The sequence below is a fragment of the Pseudomonas sp. TE6283 genome (assembly GCF_054060555.1).
On the sequence record NZ_JBSSDH010000007.1, the window covers coordinates 35,717 to 60,339 of the forward strand.

Consider the following 24,623-nt stretch of genomic DNA (forward strand, 5'->3'; position numbering starts at 1 on the left):
CCACGCCGACCTGTTGCTGGCGGATCAGCTCGGCCAGATACTGCGGATCGCGCTGGCCGTCCGGCTTGGCCAGCACCAGGCGCACGCCACTGCACAGCGGCCAGAACAGCTCCCACACCGAGGCGTCGAAGCTCACCGGGGTCTTGTGCAGTAAAGCGCCCTCGTCCGGGAACAACCCGGCGCTCCAGCACACCAGGTTGACCACGTTGCGGTGCTCGACCATCACCCCCTTGGGCAGCCCGGTGGAGCCGGAGGTGTAGATCACATAGGCCAGGTTGGCGGCGGTCAGGCCCGACACCTGTGGGTTGTGGCTCGGCTGACGGGTCCAGTCCGCCTGGTCGAGATCAACCTGCGCCAGTGGCAGATCCCCCATCAGCGCCCGGGTGGCCGTCTGCACCAGGACCGCCCTTGGCTGGCTGTCGACCAGCATGTGGCGGATCCGTTCGGCTGGATAGTCCGGGTCCAGCGGCACATAGGCACCACCGGCCTTGAGGATCGCCAGCAGGCCGACCACCAGCGACAGCCCGCGCTCGACACAGATCGCCACCCGGTCGTCGGGCCGCACGCCCAGCGCGATCAGGTGATGGGCCAGGCGGTTGGCCTGGGCATTGAGCTGCTCATAACTGAGTTCACCCTGCTCGGCGCTGAGCGCAACGGCCTCGGGCCTGCGCAAGGCCTGGGCCTCGAACAGGTCCTGGAGGGTCCGGTTCAGGTCGTGGGGCTGCGCCGTGCGGTTGAAGTCGTGCACCAGCTGGTCGCGTTCCTCGGCCGACAGCACTGGCAGTTGCAGCAGCGCTTGCCGTGGCTGATGGGCCAAGGCCTCGGCCATGGCCTGCAGCACCCGGCGCATCTGCTCGCAGACACGCGCGGCGCCAACCTCCGCCGGGGCCAGGGCGACCAGGCGGAAGCGTTCGCCGATATCGTCCACGCTCAGGCTCAGCGGATAGTTGCTGCGCTCGTTGCTGTCCAGGGTCTCGATGCCCTGCAGGGCCTGGCGCTGCTCCTCGTCCGCCTGGCTGCCGTGACGGTAGTTGAGCATGGCGCTGAACAGCGGCGCCGGGGCCGGCACGCCACTGCAACGCTGGGCCAGGGCCAACGAGGCGTGCTCGTGGGCGAGCAAGGCACTGAGGCGCTGCTGGGTCTGACGCACAGCGTCCTGCAGGTTGATGCCTGCAAGGTCCAGACGCAGCGGCAAGGTGTTGATGAACATGCCCAGCGCCTGGTCCGCTCCCGCGCCGCCTTCCAGGCGACCGAGCAGCACGGTGCCGAATACCACGCTGTCACGGTCGCTGGCGGCGGCCAGCAGGCGGGCGTAGGCCAGGTGGAACAGGCTGGCGACGCTGATGCCCAGCTGCCGGGCCTGCTGACGCAGAGCGGTGGCCAGGGGTTCGTCCAGCCACAGCTGGGCCTCTTCGATACCGAGCCCATCGACCTGCACATCACTCAGGCCGAACGGCAGGGTCGGCTCGTCGATATCCCCCAACTGCTCGCGGAAGAACGCCTCGTGCTCGGCCTGGCTGACGCCCAGCCGCGCCTGGGCCACGTAGTTGCGGTACGGCGCGCCCTGTTCGGCGGGCACCGGCGCACCTTGCAGATAACCGACCAGTTCCCGGCCGAGCACATCCAGCGCGGTATGGTCGAGGACGATATGGTGGAACTGCAGCACAGCCTGCCGTCCGGCGCCCTGCGCGTCCGGCCAGTGGTACAGGCGCACCAGTGGCGCCTGATCCAGGGCCAAAGCGTGGGGCACCGCTGCCTCTTCAGCCACCTCGAGCAACGCCAGGTCAGCCTGGCGCCAGACCACTTGCAATGCCTGCGGCAGGCCGTCCCACAGCACTGAAGTACGCAGCACGTCATGACGGGCGATGACCTTGCCCAGCGCATCGACGAAGGCGTACAGCCGGTCACGGCTGGTGAAGGCCATGCGCGACTGCAGCACATAGGGATCGTGCTCCGGCGAGCTGAGGTGGTGGTAAAGGATGCCCTCCTGCAACGGCGCCAGTGGGTAGATGTCCTGCACGTTGGCCGCGCCGCCCGGCACCGTGGCGACGATGCGCTCGATGGCAGCCGGTTCGAGGTCCACCAGTGGCAGCATGTCCGGGGTGATCTGGGTGCAGCCGGCGGGAATCCGGTTGGCCGGGACCTCGACCTGGCGGCCATGGCCCAGGGTTGCCGCCAGCGCCGCTACCGTCGGCTGACCGAACAGAGTGCGCACGTCGGCTTGCAGGCCGGCCTGGCGCAGGCGCGCGGTGAGGCTTACCGCCAGCAACGAGTGACCGCCGAGTTCGAAGAAGTTGTCGTGACGACCGACCTGTTCGATGCCCAGTACTTCAGCCCATATCGCGGCCATGGCCTCCTCGGTCGCGCCGATCGGGGCGACATAGGCCTGGCGTGCCAGGGCTGCAGGATCAGGGTCCGGCAGCGCCTTGCGGTCCAGCTTGCCGTGGCGGGTCAGTGGCAACTCGTCCAGGCGGACGAAGGCTTGCGGTATCAAGTGGCCCGGAAGGCTGGCTTGCAGGCCTTGGCGCAAGGTGTCGAGATCGACCACGGCAGCTTCGGTGAACCAGGCCAGCAGACGCTCGTCACGCACCAGCACCACGGCATCCGCGATACCCGGCTGAGCCTTCAGCGCGGCCTCGATCTCGCCCAGTTCGACCCGCACGCCACGGATCTTCACCTGGTCGTCATTGCGGCCCTGGTAGTCCAGCGTGCCATCGGCATTCCAGCGCACCAGATCGCCCGTGCGGTACATCCGGCCGCCGTTGAACGGATCGTCGAGGAAACGCTCGGCGGTCAGTTCAGGACGGTTGAAGTAGCCTCGGGCGACCTGGGCGCCACCGATGTACAGCTCGCCGGTCACCCCCACCGGTACGGGTTGGCGTTGCTCGTCCAGCACATAGACGCGGGTGTTGGCGGTCGGCTTGCCGATATGCAGCGCACCGCCCGGTTGCAGTTGCCCCGACGTCGCCACCACGGTGGTCTCGGTCGGGCCATAGTTGTTGACCAGCACAAAGCCCGGATCACGGTCGAACTGGCGCAGGCGATCACCGCCGACCAGCAGCGTGCGCAGGGTCGGGTGCTGGCGTTCGCGGCGCAGCGCCTGCTCGGCGACCGGTGTCGGCAGGAAGCTCACGTGCAGCGGCTGCTCCAGCCACCAGTCGAGCAGTTCATCGACATGCTCGCCGCCGATGGACGCCGGCGGCAGGTGCAGCACCGCCCCGGCGCACAGGGCCGGCCAGGCTTCCCAGGCCATGGCATCGAAGCCGAAGCCGGCGACGCTGGAGGTGTGGCTGCCTGCGCCCAGATCGAAGGCCTGGCAATGCCAGTGGATCAGGTTGGCCAGGGTGCGGTGCTCGACCATCACCCCCTTGGGCTGGCCGGTGGAGCCGGAGGTGTAGATCACATAGGCCAGCTGATTCTCGTCCAGCCCCACAACCACTGGGTTGCTGGCAGGTTGGTCGGCACAGGCATCAGCATCCAGAACAGCCTTGGCCACATCCCCTGCCAACGCTTCGGTGGCCGATTCGACCAGCGCCAGCGCCGGCGCACTATCGCTGAGCAGATAGGTAATCCGCTCCGACGGATAACCCGGATCGACCGGCACATACGCCGCGCCGGCCTTGAGCACGGCCAGCATCGCCACCATCCGTTGCGGACCACGTTCCAGGCACAGTGCCACGCGATCCCCCAGCACCACGCCACGCTCGATCAGGTGATGAGCCAGGCGGTTGGCACGCTGGTTGAGCTCGCCGTAGCTCAGGCCCAGTTCACCCTGTACAACGGCCAATGCTTCGGGCGATTGAGCCTCGACCAACGCGTGCACGGTCTGCCCTTGCGGGTAGTCCACGGCCGTGGCATTGAAACCTTCAAGCACCTGGCCTCGCTGCGCACCGTCGAGGATGGGCAGCCTGTCGACCTGCGCCGCGCCACCCTGCTCCAACGCCTGGATCAACTGGCTCACGGCAGCGGTCATCCAACCTGCGACCCGTTCGGCACCGATCCCCAGCTGGGCCAGCACGCTGAGGCTGAAGCCTTCCCCGTGGTCGTCCACGCTCAGGGTCAGCGGGTAATTGCTGCGTTCTTCACCGCCCAGCTGATGCATGCCCTGGAACCCTGAAGCATCCACACCGGCCTTATCCGTCGGGCTGTGACGGTAGTTGAGCAAGGCACTGAATAGCGGCGCCGAGGCCGGCACGCCGCTGCAACGCTGGGCCAACGCCAATGACGCATGCTCATGCCCGAGCAGCGCCGACAGCCGCTGGTGGGTGGCCTGCACCGCGGCGCGGGTGCCCTTGGCGGTGTCGATGCGCAGCGGCAAGGTGTTGATGAACACCCCCAGCGCCCGGTCGGCGCCCTCGCCGCCTTGCAGGCGGCCCATCAGCACGGTGCCGAACACCACGTCGCGACGCCCCGCCAGCACACCCACCACGCGTGCCCAGGCCAGGTGCATCAGGCTCGCGGCGCTGACCCCCAGGGCCCTTGCCTGCTCGCGCACCCGGCGCGACAAGGCCGGATCCAGCGGCAGGCGCGACTCCTCGATATCGCGCCCGTCGCCCTGCACATCGGCCAGGCCCATCGGCAGGGTGGGCTCGTCGACATCGCCGAGCATGTCGCGGAAGAACGCCTCGTGCCCCGCCTCGGCGGCGCCCAGGCGTACCTGGGCCACGTAGGTGCGGTACGGCACGGGCGCGCTCAACAGGTGCTGGCGACCGGAGAGGATCGCCTGCAGCTCGTGGACGATCACCTCCATCGCCGTGTGGTCCAGGGCCAGGTGGTGAAAGTGCAGTATCGCCACCACCCTTCGATTGGCCGGATCCAGGGCATAGGTCAGGTGCAGCAGCGGCGCCTGGGTCAGGTCCAGGCGCTGCTGGCGGGCATCGAAGTGCGCGTGCAACCGCTCGACCACCGCCTCTTCACCCAGGCCTGTAACTTCGCTGACCATCAGGCGAGCCTGGCGCCAGACCACCTGCACCGGCTCGCCCAGCCCTTCCCAGACCACCGAGGTACGCAGGATATCGTGACGGTCGATGACCTGTTGCAGGGCCTCGGCACAGGCCAGCAACCGATCCAGGCTGTCGAAGGCCAAGCGGGTCTGCAGCAGGTATGGGTCGCCCTGCTCGGCACTCAGGTGGTGGTAGAGGATGCCTTCCTGAAGCGGCGCCAGCGGGTAGATTTCCTGCACGTTGGCCGCGCCACCCGGCACGCTGGCGACGATACGGTCAATGCTGGCCTGGTCCAGGTCGGTCAGGCTGAGCATGTCCGGCGTGATCTGCATCGCGCCTTGCGGCACACGGTTCTCGGGCACTGCCACTTCCCGCCCGGAGCCGACAGCAGCCGCCAACGCAGCCAGGGTCGGCTGGGCGAACAGCACGCGCACATCGGCATCCAGCCCGGCCTTGCGCATGCGCTCGATCAGGCTCACCGCCAGCAGCGAGTGGCCGCCCAACTCGAAGAAGTGGTCATGGCGGCCGACCTGCTCGACCTTGAGCACATCGGCCCAGATCGCCGCCAGCGCGGTTTCGATTTCACCCTGCGGCGCCTCGAAGGCACGGCTGACCAGCGCTTCACTGCCCGGTTGTGGCAAGGCGCGGCGGTCGAGCTTACCGTTGGCGGTCAACGGGAGCGCGTCAAGCTGCACATAGGCCGATGGCAGCATGTAGTCCGGCAGCACGCCCTGCAGCCGTTCATGCAATTCGCCAATAGCTGTCGCCTGGCCGGTGAAGTATGCGACCAGGCGCTTATCCCGCGGCGTGTCCTCACGCACGATCACGGCGGCGTCACGCACGCCCGGGCACTCGCCCAGGCGCGCTTCGATCTCGCCCAGTTCGATACGGAAACCACGCAGCTTGACCTGCTGGTCGGCGCGCCCCAGGTAACGCAGGGTGCCGTCGGCCTGCCAGCTCACCAGGTCGCCACTGCGGTACATCATGCCGCCGTTGAGCGGATCAGTCAGGAAGCGCTCAGCGGTCAGCTCCGGTTGGCCCAGGTAGCCCAGGGCCACACCGTCACCGGCGATGTACAACTCGCCCACCGCCCCCACCGGCAACAGTTGCTGGCGGGCATCGAGCACGTAGCAGCGGCTGTTGCCGATCGGCTTGCCAATCGGGATGCTGCCTTCGCCCACCTCGGTGATCTCGTGGGTGGTGCTGAAGGTGGTGGCCTCGGTCGGGCCGTAGCCATTGAGCAGGTGTTGCGGCGCGCCATCGCGCAGCACCCGGGCGATCACCGCCGGGTCCAGCACATCGCCACCGACCATCAGGTAGCGCAGGCCACGGAATGCCGACAGCAAATCGTCGGCAAACTGGTGGAACAGCCCGGCGGTCAGCCACAGCACGGTAACACCCTGCTCCAACAGGACCTCACGCAGGTCCTGACGCGACAGCACCTGATCCTGATCGATCACCACCACCGCGCCGCCGTTGAGCAGCGGCGCCCAGACCTCCAGGGTGCTGGCGTCGAACGCCGGGTTGGAGGCGAAGGCCACCCGGTCCTGGCTGTTGAAGTCGGCAAAGCCGTTGTTGATCACCAACCGCACGATGGCCCGGTGCGGCACCTGCACGCCTTTCGGTGTACCGGTGGAGCCGGAGGTGTACATGATGTACGCCGCGCTGCCGGCGTCCACCGCCAAGCCCAGCGGCGCATCGGTATATCCGCTCAGGTCGAGGCGGTCGAGTTCGACCCGGCGCGCGCCCTCCACTTGCGGCTGGTCGCTGTGGGTCAGCACCAGCCGCGCCTGGCTGTCGGCCACCATGAACGCCTGGCGCTCGGCCGGGGCGTTGCCGTCCAGCGGCACGAACACCGCCGCGCATTTGCTCACCGCCAGCTGGGCCGCCAGCAGATCGAACGAACGTGGCAGCAGCAAGGCTACCCGGTCACCCACCTGTACGCCCTGCTCCACCAGGTACCCGGCCAGCCAGCTGGCCTGCCGGTCGAGCGCCTGGTAGCTCCAGCGCCGCGTGCCATGGGCCACCGCCAGCGCATCCGGGCTGGCCTTGGCCTGCGCCTCGAACAGGGCATGCACGGGCAGGTCGCGGGGATAGTCGCGACGGGTCGCGTTGAACTGCAGCGCCACGCGCTCGCGCTCGGCGTCCGGCAAGGCGTTGATACCGTTCAACGGCGCCGTCGGCGTGTCCGCCAGGGTATCGGCCAACCGCGCCAGGGCCGTCTGCAGCAGCTGGCAGACCAGTGCCCCCTCCACTTGCGGCACCGCCTGCACGGTCAGGATGAAACCGTCACCCAAATCGTCGACGCTGACCACCAGCGGGTAGTTGCTGCGCTCATGGGCGGCCAGCAGTTCGATGCCCTGCCAAGCCTGTGCGCGCTGCGCCCCGGTCGCCGCGCTGTGGCGGTAGTTGAGCAGGCTGGTGAACAGCGCCTGGGAGGCCGGCACACCGCTGCAACGCTGAGCCAGGGCCAGGGAGGCCTGCTCATGGGCCAGCAGACGCGCCAGACGCTCATGGGTCAGGCGCACGCCGTCGACCACGTCCATCCCGCCCACGCTGACCCGCAATGGCAAGGTGTTGATGAACATGCCCAACGCCCGCTCGGCGCCCTCGCCGCCCTGCAGGCGACCAAGCAGCACGGTACCGAACACGACTTCCTCGCGGCCGGACAGTTGCGCCAGCACCTGCCCCCAGGCCTGGTGCACCAGGCTGGCGACGCTGATGCCCAGCAACCGTGCCTGCTGACGCAGGCGCAGGGCCAGTGGCTCATCCAGGCGCTCGCGGTGGTCGAGCACGTGGCTGCCGTCGCCCAGCGCCCCGCGCAGGCCGAACACTTCGGTCGGCTCGTCGATATCGCCCAGCAGTTCGCGGAACAGTGTCTCCTGCGCCTGGGTGTCGTCGCGCAGGCGAGCCTGGGCCACATAGTTGCGGTAAGGGACGCTGTCGCCCTCGGGCATGCGCCCCAGCAGCGCATCGCCGACCTCGGCCACCAGCAGCTCCATGGCGGCGTGGTCGAGGAGGATATGGTGCAGCAGCAAGGTCGCCTGCAAGCGGCCCTTCTCCACCTGGCTGCTCAGGTGCATCAATGGTGCGCGGCCCAGGTCCAGGCGCGGGCTGTCCAGTGCCGGCTCAAGATGCAGGTGCGCCTCGCGCCAGACCACCTGCACCGCTTCGTCGAGCCCCTGCCAGTGTACGCTGGTGCGCAGGATGTCGTGGCGGGCGATGACCTGGTTCAGCGCCGCGACGAAGCCCTCCAGCTCGGTCTGGCCGGCGAAGGCGAAGTTCAGTTGCAGTACGTAGGGGTCGACCTCGGCGCTGGCCAGGTGGTGGTAGAGAATGCCCTGCTGCAACGGCGCCAGGGCGTACAGGTCCTGGATGTTGGCCGCGCCGCCGGGGATTCTCTGCACCAGGCTGTCGAGCGCGGCCTGCTCCAACGTCGCCAACGGCAGCATGTCGGGGCTGATGCGTGTGCAGTCCGCCGGGATACGGTTGGCCGGCACTTCCAGCGTCACCTCGCCACCCACCGCCGCCGCCAGCGCGGCCAGGCTCGGCTGGCCGAACAGCACCCGCACATCCGCCGCGAGGCCGGCTTGGCGCATGCGCGCGGTCAGGGTCACGGCCAGCAACGAGTGGCCGCCGAGCTCGAAGAAGTTGTCATGACGACCGACCCGGTCCACGCCCAGCAGTTCGCCCCACAGCTGCGCCAGCAGGGTCTCGACTTCGCCTTGCGGCGCCTCGTAGACCTGCTGCGTGGTTTCCGGCTGTGGCAGCGCCTTGCGGTCGAGCTTGCCGTTGGGGCTCAGCGGCAGCGCCTCGAGGTGGGTGAACGAAGCCGGCACCATGAACTCCGGCAACTGGCCCAGCAGCGCTGCGCGCAGCGTGTCCGGCGCCTGCCGGGCACCGGTGTAGTACGCCACCAGACGCTGCTCGCGGGCCAGCACCACCGCCTCCTTGACCCCTTCGATACGGGTCAGGCAGGCCTGGATTTCGCCCAGTTCGATGCGCAGTCCGCGGATCTTCACCTGGTCGTCGTTGCGCCCGAGGTATTCCAGGTTGCCATCGGCCAGGTAGCGGGCCAGGTCGCCGGTACGGTACATCCGCCCACCGGCCCTGAGCGAGAACGGATCATCGAGGAAGCGTTCGGCGGTCAGTTGCTCGCGGTTGAGATACCCCCGCGCCACCTGCACGCCACCGATATACAGCTCGCCGGCCACGCCCACCGGTACCGGCTCGCCCTGGGCGTCCAGGACGTACAGCGCGGTATTGGCGATCGGCTTGCCGATCGGCGTGCTGTCCGGTGTCGTTACGCAGTGCCAGGCGCTGACATCCACCGCCGCCTCGGTCGGGCCGTACAGGTTGTGCAGCTCGACCGTCGGCAGCTGTGCGTGGAAACGCTGTACAAGGCTGCCGGGCAAGGCCTCGCCGCTGCACAGCACGCGCTTGAGCTGGTGCGGCAGGACTTCGCCATGGGCGAGGAACACATCCAGCATCGACGGCACGAAGTGCAAGGTGCTGACCTGCTCTTCACGGATAACCTCGCGCAGGTACTCGGGGTCACGATGTCCTCCAGGGCGTGCCATCACCAGGCGGGCGCCGGTCTGCAGCGGCCAGAGGAACTCCCACACCGACACGTCGAAGCTGAACGGGGTTTTCTGCAGCACCACGTCACCGGCGCCCAGCCGGTAGGCGTCCTGCATCCACAGCAGGCGGTTGACCACCCCGGCGTGCTCGTTCATCACGCCCTTGGGCAGGCCGGTGGAACCGGAGGTGTAGATCACATAGGCCAGGTGTCGCGGAGTCAACCCGGGCACCTGTGGGGCCTGCGCCGGCTGCGCCTGCCAGGTTGGCCGGTCGAGGTCGATCAGCGTCGCCCGACTCGCCTGCGGCACGTCGCGGGTGGCGCCGTGCACCAGCACCGCCCGCGGCGCGCTGTCATCGAGCATGTGGCGGATGCGCTCGGCCGGGTAGTCCGGGTCGACCGGCACGTAGGCGCCGCCGGCCTTGAGGATGGCCAGCAGGCCGACCACCATCGACAGGCCGCGTTCGACGCAGATCGCCACGCGATCGTCAGGTTTTAACCCCAGCGCAATCAGGTGATGGGCCAGGCGGTTGGCCTGCTCGTCGAGCTGGCGATAGGTCAGCTCGCCTTCCTCGGACTTCACCGCAATGGCCTGCGGCGTACGTCGCACCCGGGCCTCGATCATGCCGTGCAGGGTCTGCTCCAGGTCGTACGCCACCGCCGTGTCATTGAAATCGACCAGCACCTGGCGCCGCGCCTCGGCACTGAGCACCGGCAACCGGTTCAGCGCTTGCTGCGGCTGTTGCTCAAGCGCCAGCAACAGACCGTCGAGCACCTGCAGCATCTGCGCGCAGATCCGCTGCGCGCCCACCTGGGCCGACACTTGCACGCCCAGGCGCAGGCCGTCGCCGAAGTCATCGACGTTCAGGCTCAGCGGGTAGTTGGTGCGCCCTTCGCTGCCCAGGGTCTCGATCCCCTCCCAGGCTTGTGGCTGCGGCGCGGCGCGGGTGCTTTGCCGGTAGTTGAGCATGGCGCTGAACAACGGCAGCGGCGCGGCCAGCTGGCTGCAGCGCTGGGCCAGGGCCAGCGAGGCGTGCTCGTGGACCAGCAGCGCCGACAGCTCGCGGTGGGTGGCCAGCACGCCGTCACGCACGCCCACCCCATCCAGGTCGACCCGCAGCGGCAGGGTGTTGATGAACATGCCCAGTGCCCGCTCGCTGCCCTCGCCGCCCTGCAGGCGGCCCAGCAGCACGGTGCCGAACACCACGCGGTCCTTGCCGCAGGCCACCGCCAGCAGGCGGGCCCAGGCCAGGTGCACCAGGCTTGCCGTACTCACCCCCAGCTGTCGAGCCTGGTCGCGCAGGCGACCATAGCGGGTACCCTCGAACGCTACCTCGGCCTCATCGAGGGCCTGGCCGTCGCCTTGCACCTCGCGCAGGCCGAACGGCAGGCTCGGCTCGTCGATATCGCCCAGACGGGCGCGGAAGAACGCCTCGTGCTCGGCCTCGCTGACGCCAAGGCGCGCCTGGGCCACATAGTTGCGGTACGGTACCGAGGCCGGCAACGGCTCGCTCTGCCCCAGCAGGTAGCTGCGCAGTTCGGCCTGCACCGCCTGCATGGCGATATGGTCGAGCACGATATGGTGGAACTGCAGCACCGCCTCGACCCGCTGGCCGCTCGGCTCGGTGCGGTGCAGCAGGCGGATCAGCGGCGCCTGGCTGAGGTCCAGGTGCGCCAGGTGGATGTCGTCGAGCGGCGCCAATTGCAGCGGCGCCTGGCGCCAGACCACCTGCACCGGTTGCGCCAGACCGTCCCAGAGCACTGCGGTGCGCAGGATGTCATGCCGGGCGATGACTTGCTCCAGGGCCTGGGCGAACGCCTGCAGACGCGCCGGGCTGTCGAAACGCAGCCGCGCACGCAGGGCATAGGGATCGGCGCCCACGGCGCTCAAGTGCAGGTAGAGGATGCCCTCCTGCAACGGCGCCAGGGGGTAGATATCCTGGACATTGGCCGCACCACCCGGCACTGCGGCGGCGATACGCTCGATGGCGGCCGGTTCCAGCTCCACCAGCGGCAGCATGTCCGGGGTGATCTGGGTGCAGCCCGCCGGGATCCGGTTGGCCGGCACCGTCACCGCGCCGCCCTGGCCCAGGGTGGCCGCCAGCGCGGCCACGCTCGGCTGGCCGAACAGGGTGCGTACATCCACCTGCAGGCCGGCCTGGCGCAGGCGCGCGGTCAAGGTAACGGCCAGCAGCGAGTGACCGCCCAGTTCGAAGAAGTTGTCGTGTCGCCCTACCCGCTCCACGCCCAGCAGTTGCGACCAGATCTCGGCCAGCAGCACCTCGGTCTCGCCCTGTGGCGCCTCGTACTGGCGCGCCTGCAGGTCCGGCAACGGCAGCGCCTTGCGGTCGAGCTTGCCGTTGGGGGTCAGCGGCCAGCTGTCGAGGTGGATGAACAGCGCCGGCACCATGTACTCCGGCAACCGCGCCAGCAATGCCTGGCGCAGCGCGTCGGCCGGCTGCGGCTCGCCACGGTGGTAGGCGACCAGGCGATCACCACCGTGTGGATGCCGCTGGACCAGCACCAGGGCCTCACGCACGCCGGCCGAGCGGTTCAGGCAGGCCTCGATCTCGCCCGGCTCGATGCGCAGGCCGCGCAGCTTGATCTGGTGGTCGGTACGGCCGAGGAACGTCAGGCTGCCATCGGCTGCCTGGCGTACCAGGTCGCCGCTGCGGTACAGGCGCTCACCCTCGACGAACGGGCTGGCGATGAAGCGTTCGGCCTGTTGCTCCGGCAACCCCAGGTAGCCACGCGTCACCCCGGCGCCGCCGATATGCAGCTGGCCGGCGACGCCCCAGGGTACCGGCTGGTCGTGGGCATCGAGGACGTACAGGCGGGTGTTGTCGATGGGTTGGCCGATCGGCAACGCCCCGGATGGAATCGGCTGCCCGGGTTCCAGGGTCCAGGCGCTGCAGTCGACCGTGGTTTCGGTGGGGCCGTAGACGTTGTGCAGGCGCACTTGCGGCAAACGCTGGCGAACCTGCCGGGCCAGGGCCTCGGTCAACTCGCCGCCGCCGCAGACGATATCGGTCAGGCTGGCGCAGGCGGCGCTGTCGTCCTCGTCGAGGAACTGCTGCAACAATGCGGGCACGAATTGCGCCACGCCGACCTGCTGCTGGCGGATCAGCCTGGCCAGGTACTGCGGGTCGCGCTGGCCATCCGGCTTGGCCAGCACCAGGCGCAGCCCGCTGCACAGCGGCCAGAACAGCTCCCACACCGAGGCGTCGAAGCTCACCGGGGTCTTGTGCAGCACCGCGCCGCCGGCCGGGAACCGGCGCGCACTCCAGTGCACCAGGTTGGCCAGGTTGCGGTGCTCGACCATCACCCCCTTGGGCAGGCCGGTGGAACCAGAGGTGTAGATCACATAGGCCAGGTGCGCGCCGTTAAGCCCGGGCACCCGCGGGTCGCTGTCCGGCTGTCCGGCCCAGCTCGGTTGATCGAGATCGACCTGCGGCAACGCCGCTTCGCCGACCAGCGTCCGCGTGCCTCGCTGCACCAGCAGCGCTCGCGGCTGGCTGTCGGCGAGCATGTGTCCGATACGTTCTGCCGGGTAATCCGGGTCCAGCGGCACATAGGCGCCGCCGGCCTTGAGGATGGCCAGCAGGCCGACCACCAGCGACAGGCCGCGCTCGACACAGATCGCCACCCGGTCGTCAGGCTGCACGCCCAGCGCGATCAGGTGGTGGGCCAGGCGGTTGGCCTCGGCGTTGAGCTGGCGATAGCTCAGTTGTCCTTCCTCCGACTGCACCGCGACCGCCTCGGGATCGCGCGCCACCTGCTGCTCGAACAATGCCTGGATGGGCTGTTCGTCATCACCGGCCTGGGCCGTCGCGTTACAGGCCTGCAACAGATGCCCACGCTCATCGTCCGGCAATACCGGGACCGACAGCAGCGCGTGCCGTGGCTGAGCCTCCAGACCTTCCACCATGCCCTGCAGCACGTGCCGCATTTGCCCGCAGATCCGCTGGGCGCCGACGCTTGCCGGGGTCATCGCCACCAGACGGAAGCCTTCCCCCATGTCATCCACGCTCAAACTCAGTGGATAGTTGCTGCGCTCCTGGCCATCGAGGAACTCGATGCCCTGCCACTCCTGGCGCCGGTCTTCGCTCGCCGCCTGGCCATGGCGGTAGTTGAGCATGGCGCTGAACAGCGGCGCCGGGGCCGGCACGCCACTGCAACGCTGGGCCAGGGCCAGCGACGCGTGCTCATGCACCAGCAAGGCACTCAGGCGCTGCTGGGTCAGGCGTACGGCGTCCTGCAGGTCGAGGCCTGCAAGGTCCAGGCGTAGCGGCAAGGTGTTGATGAACATGCCCAGGGCCCGCTCGGCGCCCTCGCCGGCCTCCAGGCGGCCCAGCAACACGGTGCCGAACACCACACGATCGGTGCCGCTGACGGCAGCCAGCAGGCGGGCGAAGGCCAGGTGGAACAGGCTGGCGGGGCTGATGCCCAGTTGCCGGGCCTGTTGCCGCAGCCGCGCGGCCAGGGTTTCGTCCAGCCACAGCCAGGCTTCCTCGATGGCCTGGCCGTCGCCCTGCACATCGCTCAGGCCGTAGGGCAGCGTCGGCTCGTCGATATCGCCCAGTTGCGCACGGAAGAACGCCTCGTGCTCGGCCTGGCTGACGCCCAGGCGCGCCTGGGCCACATAGTTGCGATAAGGCACCGGGGCCTGCACCGGCGCGGCGCTGCCCTGCAAGTAGCCCAGCAACTCAGCGCCGATGATCTCCAGGGCGGTGTGATCGAGGACAATATGGTGGAACTGCAATAGCGCCTCGATGCGCTCGCTGCCGGTAACGCCGCTATACAGCAGGCGGATCAGCGGCGCCCGGGCCAGGTCGAGGCGTTGCAGGTCTTGCCCATCCAGCGGCGCGACCAGCAGCGGCGCCTCGCGCCAGACCACCTGCAACGGTTGCGCCAGACCTTCCCAGAGCACCGCGGTACGCAGCACGTCATGACGGCTGATGGCCTGGCGCAAGGCCCTGGCGAACGCCTCCAGGCGTGCCGGGCTGTCGAACGCCATGCGCGACTGCAGCACATAGGGATCGTGCTCCGGCGAGCTGAGGTGGTGGTAAAGGATGCCCTCCTGCAACGGCGCCAGCGGGTAGATGTCCTGCACGTTGGCCGCACCGCCCGGCACCGTGGCGACGATGCGCTCGATGGCGGCCGGTTCCAGCTCCACCAGTGGCAGCATGTCCGGAGTGATCCGGGTGCAGCCGGCCGGGATCCGGTTGGCCGGCACCTCGACCTGGCGGCCATGGCCCAGGGTCGCCGCCAGCGCCGCTACCGTCGGCTGACCGAACAGAGTGCGCACGTCGGCTTGCAGGCCGGCCTGGCGCAGGCGCGCGGTGAGGCTCACCGCGAGCAGCGAGTGGCCGCCGAGTTCGAAGAAGTTGTCATGGCGACCGACCTGCGCAATACCCAGTACCTCGGCCCAGAGTGCCGCGATAATGGTCTCCACGGGGCCTTCCGGCATGGCGTAGGCCTGGTCGGCGAGTATGGCCGGCTCCGGCAAAGCCTTGCGGTCCAGCTTGCCGTGGCGGGTCAGTGGCAACTCGTCCAGGCGGACGAAGGCTTGCGGTATCAAGTGGCCCGGAAGGCTGGCTTGCAGGCCTTGGCGCAAGGTGTCGAGATCGACCACGGCAGCTTCGGTGAACCAGGCCAGCAGACGCTCGTCACGCACCAGCACCACGGCATCCGCGATACCCGGCTGAGCCTTCAGCGCGGCCTCGATCTCGCCCAGTTCGACCCGCACGCCACGGATCTTCACCTGGTCGTCATTGCGGCCCTGGTAGTCCAGCGTGCCATCGGCATTCCAGCGCACCAGATCGCCCGTGCGGTACATCCGGCCGCCGTTGAACGGATCGTCGAGGAAACGCTCGGCAGTCAGTTCAGGGCGATTGAGATAGCCTCGGGCAACCTGGGCGCCACCGATGTACAACTCGCCTATCACACCCACCGGTACAGGCTGGCGCTGCTCATCCAACACATAGACGCGGGTGTTGGCGGTCGGCTTGCCGATATGCAGCGCACCGCCCGGTTGCAGTTGCCCCGACGTCGCCACCACGGTGGTCTCGGTCGGGCCATAGTTGTTGACCAGCGCAAAGCCCGGATCACGGTCGAACTGGCGCAGGCGATCGCCGCCGACCAGCAACGTGCGCAGGGTCGGGTGCTGGCGTTCGCGGCGCAGTGCCTGCTCGGCGACCGGTGTCGGCAGGAAGCTCACGTGCAGCGGCTGCTCCAGCCACCAGTCGAGCAGTTCATCGACATGCTCGCCGCCGATGGACGCCGGCGGCAGGTGCAGCACCGCCCCGGCGCACAGGGCCGGCCAGGCTTCCCAGGCCATGGCGTCGAAGCCGAAGCCGGCGACGCTGGAGGTATGGCTGCCCTCGCCTAGCGCGAACGCCTGGCAATGCCAGTGGATCAGGTTGGCCAGGGTGCGGTGCTCGACCATCACCCCCTTGGGCTGGCCGGTGGAACCGGAGGTGTAGATGACATAGGCCAACTGATGCGCGTCCAGCCCAGCGACGACGGGATTGCTGGCCGCCTGGTCGAGCCAGTCATCGCCATCCAGCCTGAGTTTGGCTGCATCCCCTACCAATGCTTCGGTGGCCGACTCGACCAGCACCAGCGCTGGCGCGCTGTCGCTGAGCAAATAGGCAATCCGCTGCGCCGGATAGCCGGGATCGACCGGCACATACGCCGCGCCGGCCTTGAGCACGGCCAGCATCGCCACCATCCGTTGCGGACCACGTTCCAGGCACAGCGCCACACGGTCGCCCAGGACCACGCCACGCTCGATCAGGTGATGAGCCAGGCGGTTGGCACGCTGGTTGAGCTCGCCGTAGCTCAGACTCAGCTCACCCTGTACAACGGCCAATGCTTCAGGCGCTTGGGCCTCGACCAGCGCGTGCACGGTCTGACCTTGCGGATAGGCCTCGGCTGTGGCGTTGAAGTCCTCCAGCACCTGGCGCGAAGCTTCGTCATCCAGCATCGGCAAGGCTTCGACCACTTGCCCCGGGCACTGCTGCAGGGCCTGCACCAATCGGCCGAGGGTATTGACCATCCAGCCGCCGATCTGCGCTGCCGGCAGCCCTTCGGCGGCCAGCACGCTCAAGCCGAAGCCCTCACCCAGGTCGTCGACGCTCAGGGTCAGCGGGTAGTTGCTGCGCTCCTCGCCACCCAGCAGGCGCACGCCCTGCCAGATGCCCTCACCGTCGCGAGCGACACCCTCGGTACTGTGACGGTAGTTGAGCAAGGCACTGAACAATGGCGCCGAAGCGGCCACGCCGCTGCAACGCTGGGCCAGCGCCAGGGGGGCGTGCTCGTGACCGAGCAGCGCCGACAGCCGCTGGTGGGTGACACGCAGTGCCTGGTCAACCGGCAACGCGGTGTCCACCCGCAATGGCAGGGTATTGATGAACATGCCCAGGGCCCGGTCGGCACCCTCGCCCGCTTGCAGGCGGCCCATCAGCACGGTGCCGAACACCACGTCACCGCGCCCCGCCAGCACGCCCACCACGCGAGCCCAGGCCAGGTGCACCAGGCTGGCGGCGCTGACGCCGCGCTGCCGCGCTTGCTCACGCAAGCCATGGGCCAGGGTGGCCGGCAGCATCAGCGCGGCATGTTCGACCCGCCCGCCGTCGCCCTGCACATCGGCCAGGCCATACGGCAGGGTAGGTTCGTCGATATCACCCAGTTGCGCGCGGAAGAACGCCTCGTGGCCGGTCTGATCATCGCCCAGGCAAACCTGGGCGACATAGTTGCGATACGGCACCGCGGCGGGCAGTGCAACGCCACGCCCGTCCAGCAGCGCCTGCATCTCCTCGCCGACCACGGCCATGGCGGCGTGGTCGAGGGTCAGGTGGTGGAACTGCAACAGGGCTACCCACTCGCCCTGGCGCGGATCTTCGGCATAGACCAGGCGCAGCAAGGGCGCCCGGGTCAGGTCCAGACGCTGCTGACGGGCATCGAAACGGGCCTGCAATTGCTCGATCACCGCCTCTTCGCCCAGGCCGGTAACCTCGCTGACCGCCAGGCCGGCCTCGCGCCAGACCACCTGCACCGGTTGCTCCAGTCCCTCCCAGACCACCGAGGTACGCAGGATGTCGTGGCGGTCGATGACCTGTTGCAAGGCCTCGGCCCAGGTACGCAGCCGCTCCAGGCTGTCGAAGGCCATGCGCGACTGCAGCAGGTACGGGTCGCCCTGCTCGGCGCTGAGGTGGTGGTAGAGAATGCCCGATTGCAACGGCGCCAGCGGGTAGATTTCCTGGACGTTGGCCGCACCACCCGGCACGGTGGCGACGATACGGTCGATGCTGGCCTGGTCCAGATCGATCAGGCTGAGCATGTCCGGCGTGATCTGCATCGCGCCTTGCGGCACACGGTTCTCGGGCACTGCCACTTCCCGCCCGGAGCCGACAGCAGCCGCCAACGCGGCCAGGGTCGGCTGGGCGAACAGCACGCGCACATCGGCATCCAGCCCGGCCTTGCGCATGCGCTCGATCAGGCTCACCGCCAGCAGCGAGTGGCCGCCCAGCTCGAAGAAGTGGTCATGGCGGCCGATCTGTTCGACCTTGAGCACCTCGGCCCAGATCGCAGCCAGCGCGGTTTCGATCTCACCTTGCGGCGCCTCGAAGGCACGGCTGACCAGCGCCTCACTGCCCGGCTTGGGCAAGGCGCGGCGGTCGAGCTTGCCGTTGGCGGTCAGCGGCAACGCGTCCAGGCGCACGTAGGCCGATGGCAGCATGTAGTCCGGCAGCACGCCTTGCAGACGCTCATGCAGCTCGCCGATGGTCGGCACCTGGCCGGTGAAGTAAGCGACCAGGCGCTTGTCGCCCGGCGCGTCCTCCCGCACGATCACGGCGGCATCGCGAACCCCCGGGCACTCGCCCAGGCGCGCCTCGATCTCGCCCAGCTCGATACGGAAGCCACGCAGCTTGACCTGCTGGTCGGCGCGGCCCAGGTAACGCAGGGTACCGTCGGCCTGCCAGCTCACCAGGTCGCCGCTGCGGTACATCGTGCCGCCGTTGAACGGATCGGGCAGGAAGCGCTCAGCCGTCAGTTCCGGCTGGCCCAGGTAGCCCAGGGCCACGCCGTCACCGGCGATATACAACTCGCCCACCGCGCCCACTGGCAGCAGTTGCTGGCGGGCATCGAGCACATAGCAGCGGCTGTTGCCGATCGGCTTGCCAATCGGGATGCTGCCCTCGCCCACCGCGGTGATTTCGTGGGTGGTGCTGAAAGTAGTGGCCTCGGTCGGGCCGTAGCCATTGAGCAGGTGGTGCGGCGCGCCATCGCGCAGTACCCGGGCGATCACCGCCGGGTCCAGCACATCGCCACCGACCATCAGGTAGCGAAGCGCTCGGAACGCAGGCAGCAGGTCGTCGGCGAACTGATGGAACAGGCCGGCGGTCAGCCACAGCACGGTGACGCCCTGCTCCAGCAGCACTTCGCGCAGGCCCTGGCGCGACAGCACCGTGTCCTGGTCGATCACCACCACCGCGCCGCCGTTGAGCAGTGGCGCCCAGACTTCCAGGGTGCTGGCGTCGAACGCCGGGTTGGAGGCGAAGGCCACGCGGTCCTGGCTGTTGAAATCGGCAAAGCCGTTGTTGATCACCAGGCGCACGATGGCCCGGTGCGGCACCGGCACGCCTTTCGGTGTACCGGTGGAGCCGGAGGTGTACATGATGTACGCCGCGCTGCCGGCGTCCACCGCCAGGCCCAATGGCGCATCGGCGTAACCGCTCAGGTCGAGGCGGTCGAGTTCGACCCGGCGCGCGCCCTCCACTTGCGGCTGGTCGCTGTGGGTCAACAGCAGTCGCGCCTGGCTGTCGGCCACCATGAACGCCTGGCGCTCGGCCGGGGCGTTGCCGTCCAGCGGCACGAACACCGCCGCGCATTTGCTCACCGCCAGCTGGGCCGCCAGCAGGTCGAACGAACGTGGCAGCAGCAAGGCTACCCGATCGCCAGCCCGCACGCCCTGTTCGAGCAGGAAATAGGCCAGGCGATTGGCCTGGGCCTCGAGCTGGGCGAAGGTCCATCGACGCTGACCCTGGACCACCGCCAGCGCATCCGGCGAATTCACGGCCTGGGCCTCGAACAATCGGTGCACGGCCAGTTCACGCGGATATTCACGCGCCGTGGCGTTGAACTGCCGCAGCACGCGTTCGCGCTCTGCTTCCGGCACGCGATGGAGGCTGTTCAGCGCGCTCCTCGGCGTCTGTTCCAACGCCGTGACCAGTTGCAACAGCGCCATGCGCAGCAGCTGGCAGACCCGGCCACCGTCCACGGGGGCCACGGCCTGCACCGTCAGTCTGAAGTCATTACCGTAATCGTCGACACTGACCACCAGCGGATAGTTGCTGCGCTCTTGCGCGCTCAGCAGTTCGATCCCGTCCCAGGCTGGCCCCTCGGCCGGTTTACCGGCACTGTGGCGATAGTTCAGCAAGCTGGTGAACAGCGCCTGGGACGCCGGTACGCCACTGCAACGCTGGGCCAGGGCCAGGGACGCCTGTTCGTGCGCCAGCAGGCGCGCCAGGCGCTGATGGGTCAGGCGCACCCCGTCGGCTACGCCCGCAGCCCCCACGCTGACCCTCAGCGGCAAGGTATTGATGAACATGCCCAGCGCCCGGTCGGCGCCCTCGCCGCCCAGCAGGCGACCAAGCAGCACGGTGCCGAACACCACGTCCTCGCGGCCGGACAACTGCGCCAGCACCTGGCCCCAGGCCTGGTGCACCAGGCTGGCGACGCTGACCCCGAGCGCCCTGGCCTGGCCACGCAGACGAGCCCCCAGTTCCGGCTCCAGCGGCTGGCGGCTTTCACTGACCAGGCCCGTATCGACCTGGGCCTCGCGCAAACCGAACACCTCGGTCGGTTCGTCGATATCGCCCAGCAGCTCGCGGAACAGCGCCTCGTCGGCCTGCGGGTCGACGCCCAGGCGCGCCTGGGCAACGTAGTTGCGGTACGGCACGCTGTCCGGCAGCGCCGTCTGCCCTTGCAGCAAGGCACCGATCTCGGCCACCAGCTGCTCCACGGCAGTGTGGTCGAGGAGGATATGGTGCAGCAGCAGGGTCGCCTCCAGGCGACCGGCCTGGACCTGGCTGCTCAGGCGCAACAGTGGCGCCTGCCCCAGGTCGAGCCGCAGTGTCTCCAGCGCCGGGCTCGGCACCAGCGGCGCCTCGCGCCAGACCACCTGCACCGCCTCGTCCAGGCCCTGCCAGTGCAGGCTGGTGCGCAGGATATCGTGGCGGGCGATGACCTGGTTCAGCGCCGCAACGAACGCGTCCAGCTCGGCCTGGCCGGCAAAGGCGAAACGCGCCTGCACCACGTAGGGGTCGGCGCCTTCGCTGGCCAGGTGATGGTAGAGAATGCCCTGCTGCAACGGCGCCAGGCCGTAGATGTCCTGGACATTTTCCACGCCGCCGGGGATCTGGCGCACCAGCGCATCGATGGCGTCCTGGTCGAGACTGGCCAGGGGCAGCATGTCCGGAGTGATCCGCGTGCAATCGACGGGGATGCGGTTGGCCGGCACGGCGACAGTCGCCCGAGCACCCACCGACGCCGCCAGCGCCGCCAGTGTGGGCTGGCTGAACAGCACCCGCACATCGGCTTGCAGCGCCTGCTGGCGCATGCGTTCGACCAGACGCACCGCCAGCAGCGAATGGCCGCCCAATTCAAAGAAGTTGTCGTCACGCCCCACCGCCTCGACACCGAGCAGATCCGTCCAGATCGCCGCCAGGGCGGTCTCGACCGGCCCCTCGGGAGCCTGGTACTGCCGCATCGGTGCTTCGGGCGCCGGCAGGGCCTTGCGGTCGACCTTGCCATTGGGCGTCAACGGCATGGCCTCGAGGTGAATGAACAGCGCCGGCACCATGTACTCGGGCAATTGGCCCAGCAGATGCTCACGCAGGTCTTGCGCGACCTGGGCCCGACCGCTGTGGTAGGCCACCAGGCGTGGGCCGCTGTGCGGATGCTCGTGAACCAGCACCAGCGCCTCGCGCACGCCAGGCAGGCGGTTCAGGCAGGCCTCGATCTCGCCCGGTTCGATGCGCAGGCCGCGCAGCTTGATCTGGTGGTCGTTACGGCCAAGGAACGCAAGGCTCCCGTCCGCGCGCTGACGCACCAGGTCACCGCTGCGGTACAGGCGCTCACCCTTGACGAACGGACTGTCGATAAAGCGCCCGGCCTGCTGCCCTGCCAGGCCCAGATAGCCCCGCGCCACCCCCGCGCCACTGATGTGCAGGTGCCCGGCCACGCCCCACGGCAGTGGCTGGTCGGCGTCGTCCAGGACGTACAGGCGGGTATTGTCGATGGGCCGGCCGATCGGCAGCGCGCCGTGGGGCACAGGTTGTCCTGGCTCCAGGGTGAAGACGGTGCAGTCGACCGTGGTTTCGGTGGGTCCGTAGACGTTGTGCAGGCGCACCTGAGGCAAGCGCTCGCGCACCTGGCGTGCCAGGGATTCGGTCAGCTCACCGCCACCGCAGACGATATCGGTCAGGCTGGCGCACTGCGCGCTGCGCGCCTGCTCGACGAACTGCTGCAACAGCGCCGGCACGAACTGCACCACGCTGACCTGCCGTTCGACGATCTCCCGTGCGACATAATCCGCGTCGCGCTGGCCATCCGGTCGCGCCAGCACCAGACGCAACCCGCTGCCCAGCGGCCAGAACAGCTCCCACACCGAGGCGTCGAAACTGATCGGCGTCTTGTGCAGCAGCGCGCCGTCGGCGCGGGTCGGGCACAGCCCCGCGGCCCAGCGCACCAGGTTGACCACGCTGCGGTGCTCGACCATCACCCCCTTTGGCATGCCGGTGGAGCCAGAGGTGTAGATCACATAGGCCAGGTGCCGTGGGGTGAGCCCGGCCACCCGTGGGCAGGTGGCCGGCAAGGCTTCCCAGGTCGGCTGGTCGAGGTCGACCCGTGGCACCGCCACCTCGCCCGGTACCTCGCGGGTAGCGCTGTGGACCAGCACCGCCAATGGCGCGCTGTCTTCGAGCATATGACGGATACGCCCGGCCGGGTAACCCGGGTCGAGCGGCACGTAGGCGCCACCGGCCTTGAGGATGGCCAGCAGGCCAACCACCATCGAAACGCTGCGTTCGACGCAGATCGCCACCCGGTCGTCGGGCTTGACCCCGAGTTCGACCAAATGGTGGGCCAGGCGGTTGGCCTGCTCGTCGAGTTGCCGATAGCTCAGTCGCTCGCCATCGGCATCCACCGCGACGGCGTCGGGGCGCAGTTGCGCCTGGTGTTCGAACAGGGCGTGCAGCGGCAGGTCCAGGTCATGGTCGACCGCCGTGTCATTGCAGTCCACCAGCAGGTGATGGCGTTCCTCGACGGTCAGCACCGGCAGGTCCAGCAATGGCCGCTCGGGCTGCTGTTCGAGCGCTTCCACCACCCCTTCAAATACCTGCCGCAACTGCCCACACAAGCGCTCTGCGCCCCACTCGGCAAGGGCTTGGACCGTCAGGCGCAGGTCCTCGCCGAGGTCGTCGACGGCCAGGTTCAAGGGGTAGTTGGTGCGCTCCTCGGCCCCCACCACATCGATGCCCGGCGCCACCGCGATCACCTCGGCCGCATCGCCCGCCGCACTGTGGCGGTAGTTGAGCATGCTGTTGAACAGCGGCGTCGGCGCCACCACGCCGCTGCAGCGCTGGGCCAGGGCCAGGGGCGCCTGCTCATGGCCGAGCAACGCCGTCAGTTGTCGATGGGTGACCAGCAGCGCCTCACGCACACCCTGCCCGCGCAGGTCGACGCGCAGCGGCAAGGTATTGATGAACATCCCCAGGGCCTGTTCGCCGCCCTCGCCCGCCGCCATGCGCCCGAGCAGCACACTGCCGAACACCACCGACTCGCGTCCGGACAGCGCCCCAAGCAGGCGCGCCAGCCCCAGGTGCATGATGCTCGCCGGGCTCACGCCGAGCAGCCGTGCCTGGGCCCGCAGGCGCCGGCTGAGGCTGGAAGTCAGGGTCAGCCTGGCTTCCTCCATGGCCTGGCCGGCCACCTCCTGGATACCGAAGGCCAGGGTCGGCTCGTCGATATCGGCGAGCATGGCGCCGAAGAAGGCCTCATGGGCCTGTTCATCCTGGGCCTGCCGACTTCTGGCCAGCAGGTCGCGGAACGGCACCGGGGCCGGCAGTCGCTTGCCCTCACCCGCCAGGTAGGCCTGGATCTCGCGGCGCACGATATCCAGCCCGGTGTGATCCATGACGGTGTGATGGAACAGCAGCAAGGCCAGTACCTCGCCGTCGCGGGCCTGGGCATGCACCAGGCGCAGTAGCGGCGCCTGGCCCAGGTCCATGCGGTAGCGATGAGTGTCGAAGCGTTCTCGCAACCGGCCCAGCACATCTGCGTCGCCGTTCAGCTCGACGGCCTCGCAGACCAGCGGCGCCTTGCGCCACACCACCTGCAGCGGCTGGTCCAGGCATTCCCAGGCCAGCGCCGTGCGCAGGATGTCATGGCGCTGGATTACCCAGTCGAGCGCCTCGGCGAACGCCTGCAGGCGCTTGGGGCTGGCGAAGCGCAGTTGCGCCTGCAGCACATAGGGGTCGCCGTCGGCCGCCGTGAGGTGGTGGTAGAGCATGCCCTCCTGCAGCGGCGCCAGCGGGTAGATGTCCTGCAGGTTGGCCGCGCCGCCGGGTACCGTGGCGACAATGCGGTCGATAGCCGCCTGGTCGAGCCCGGCCAGGGGCAGCATCTCGGGCGTGATGCGCAACGCCGGGCTCAACCAGCCGTGATCCAGGCCGGCAAGCATCTGCAAGAGCGCCGGCTTGTGGGCCGCCAACGCGTCCCACAGGGCGTCATCGAGCGTGTCTTCATCGCCTTCGACGATCAGGTCGGCCTCCTCGCGCTGGAGTCGGATCGCACGGGTGGAGAGCGCTGCCATGAGTTCGCTGAAGAGCATTGGTAAGCATCCTGCTTTAGCCAGTCGGAAATGCTCGGAACGCTAATGGATCGTGGGGAGGCGGGCTGACATGGGAAGGGGGGACAATACGGCGCCCTGGATGTCCGGCCGGCGATGCGCGCCGCCAGGAGGATCAGGCGCCGGCCGAACATTGCAATTACCCCGCGCCTGCCCCAAGCTCTGCCGTACCGCCCCCACGGAC

Annotated in this window: 1 protein-coding gene (cut by a window edge); it reads right to left on the reverse strand. The window is 68.7% G+C overall.

What is annotated here, in order from left to right; translation table 11 throughout:
• Nucleotides 1–24,421: the 5' portion of a non-ribosomal peptide synthase/polyketide synthase gene (locus ACVWZ5_RS11885; RefSeq protein WP_457340627.1), read on the reverse strand. The gene continues 1,034 nt to the left of window position 1, outside the view; the window shows 24,421 of its 25,455 coding nt (coding positions 1–24,421); the start codon lies at nucleotides 24,419–24,421; the stop codon falls past the left edge of the window.
• Nucleotides 24,422–24,623 lie beyond the last annotated feature (202 nt).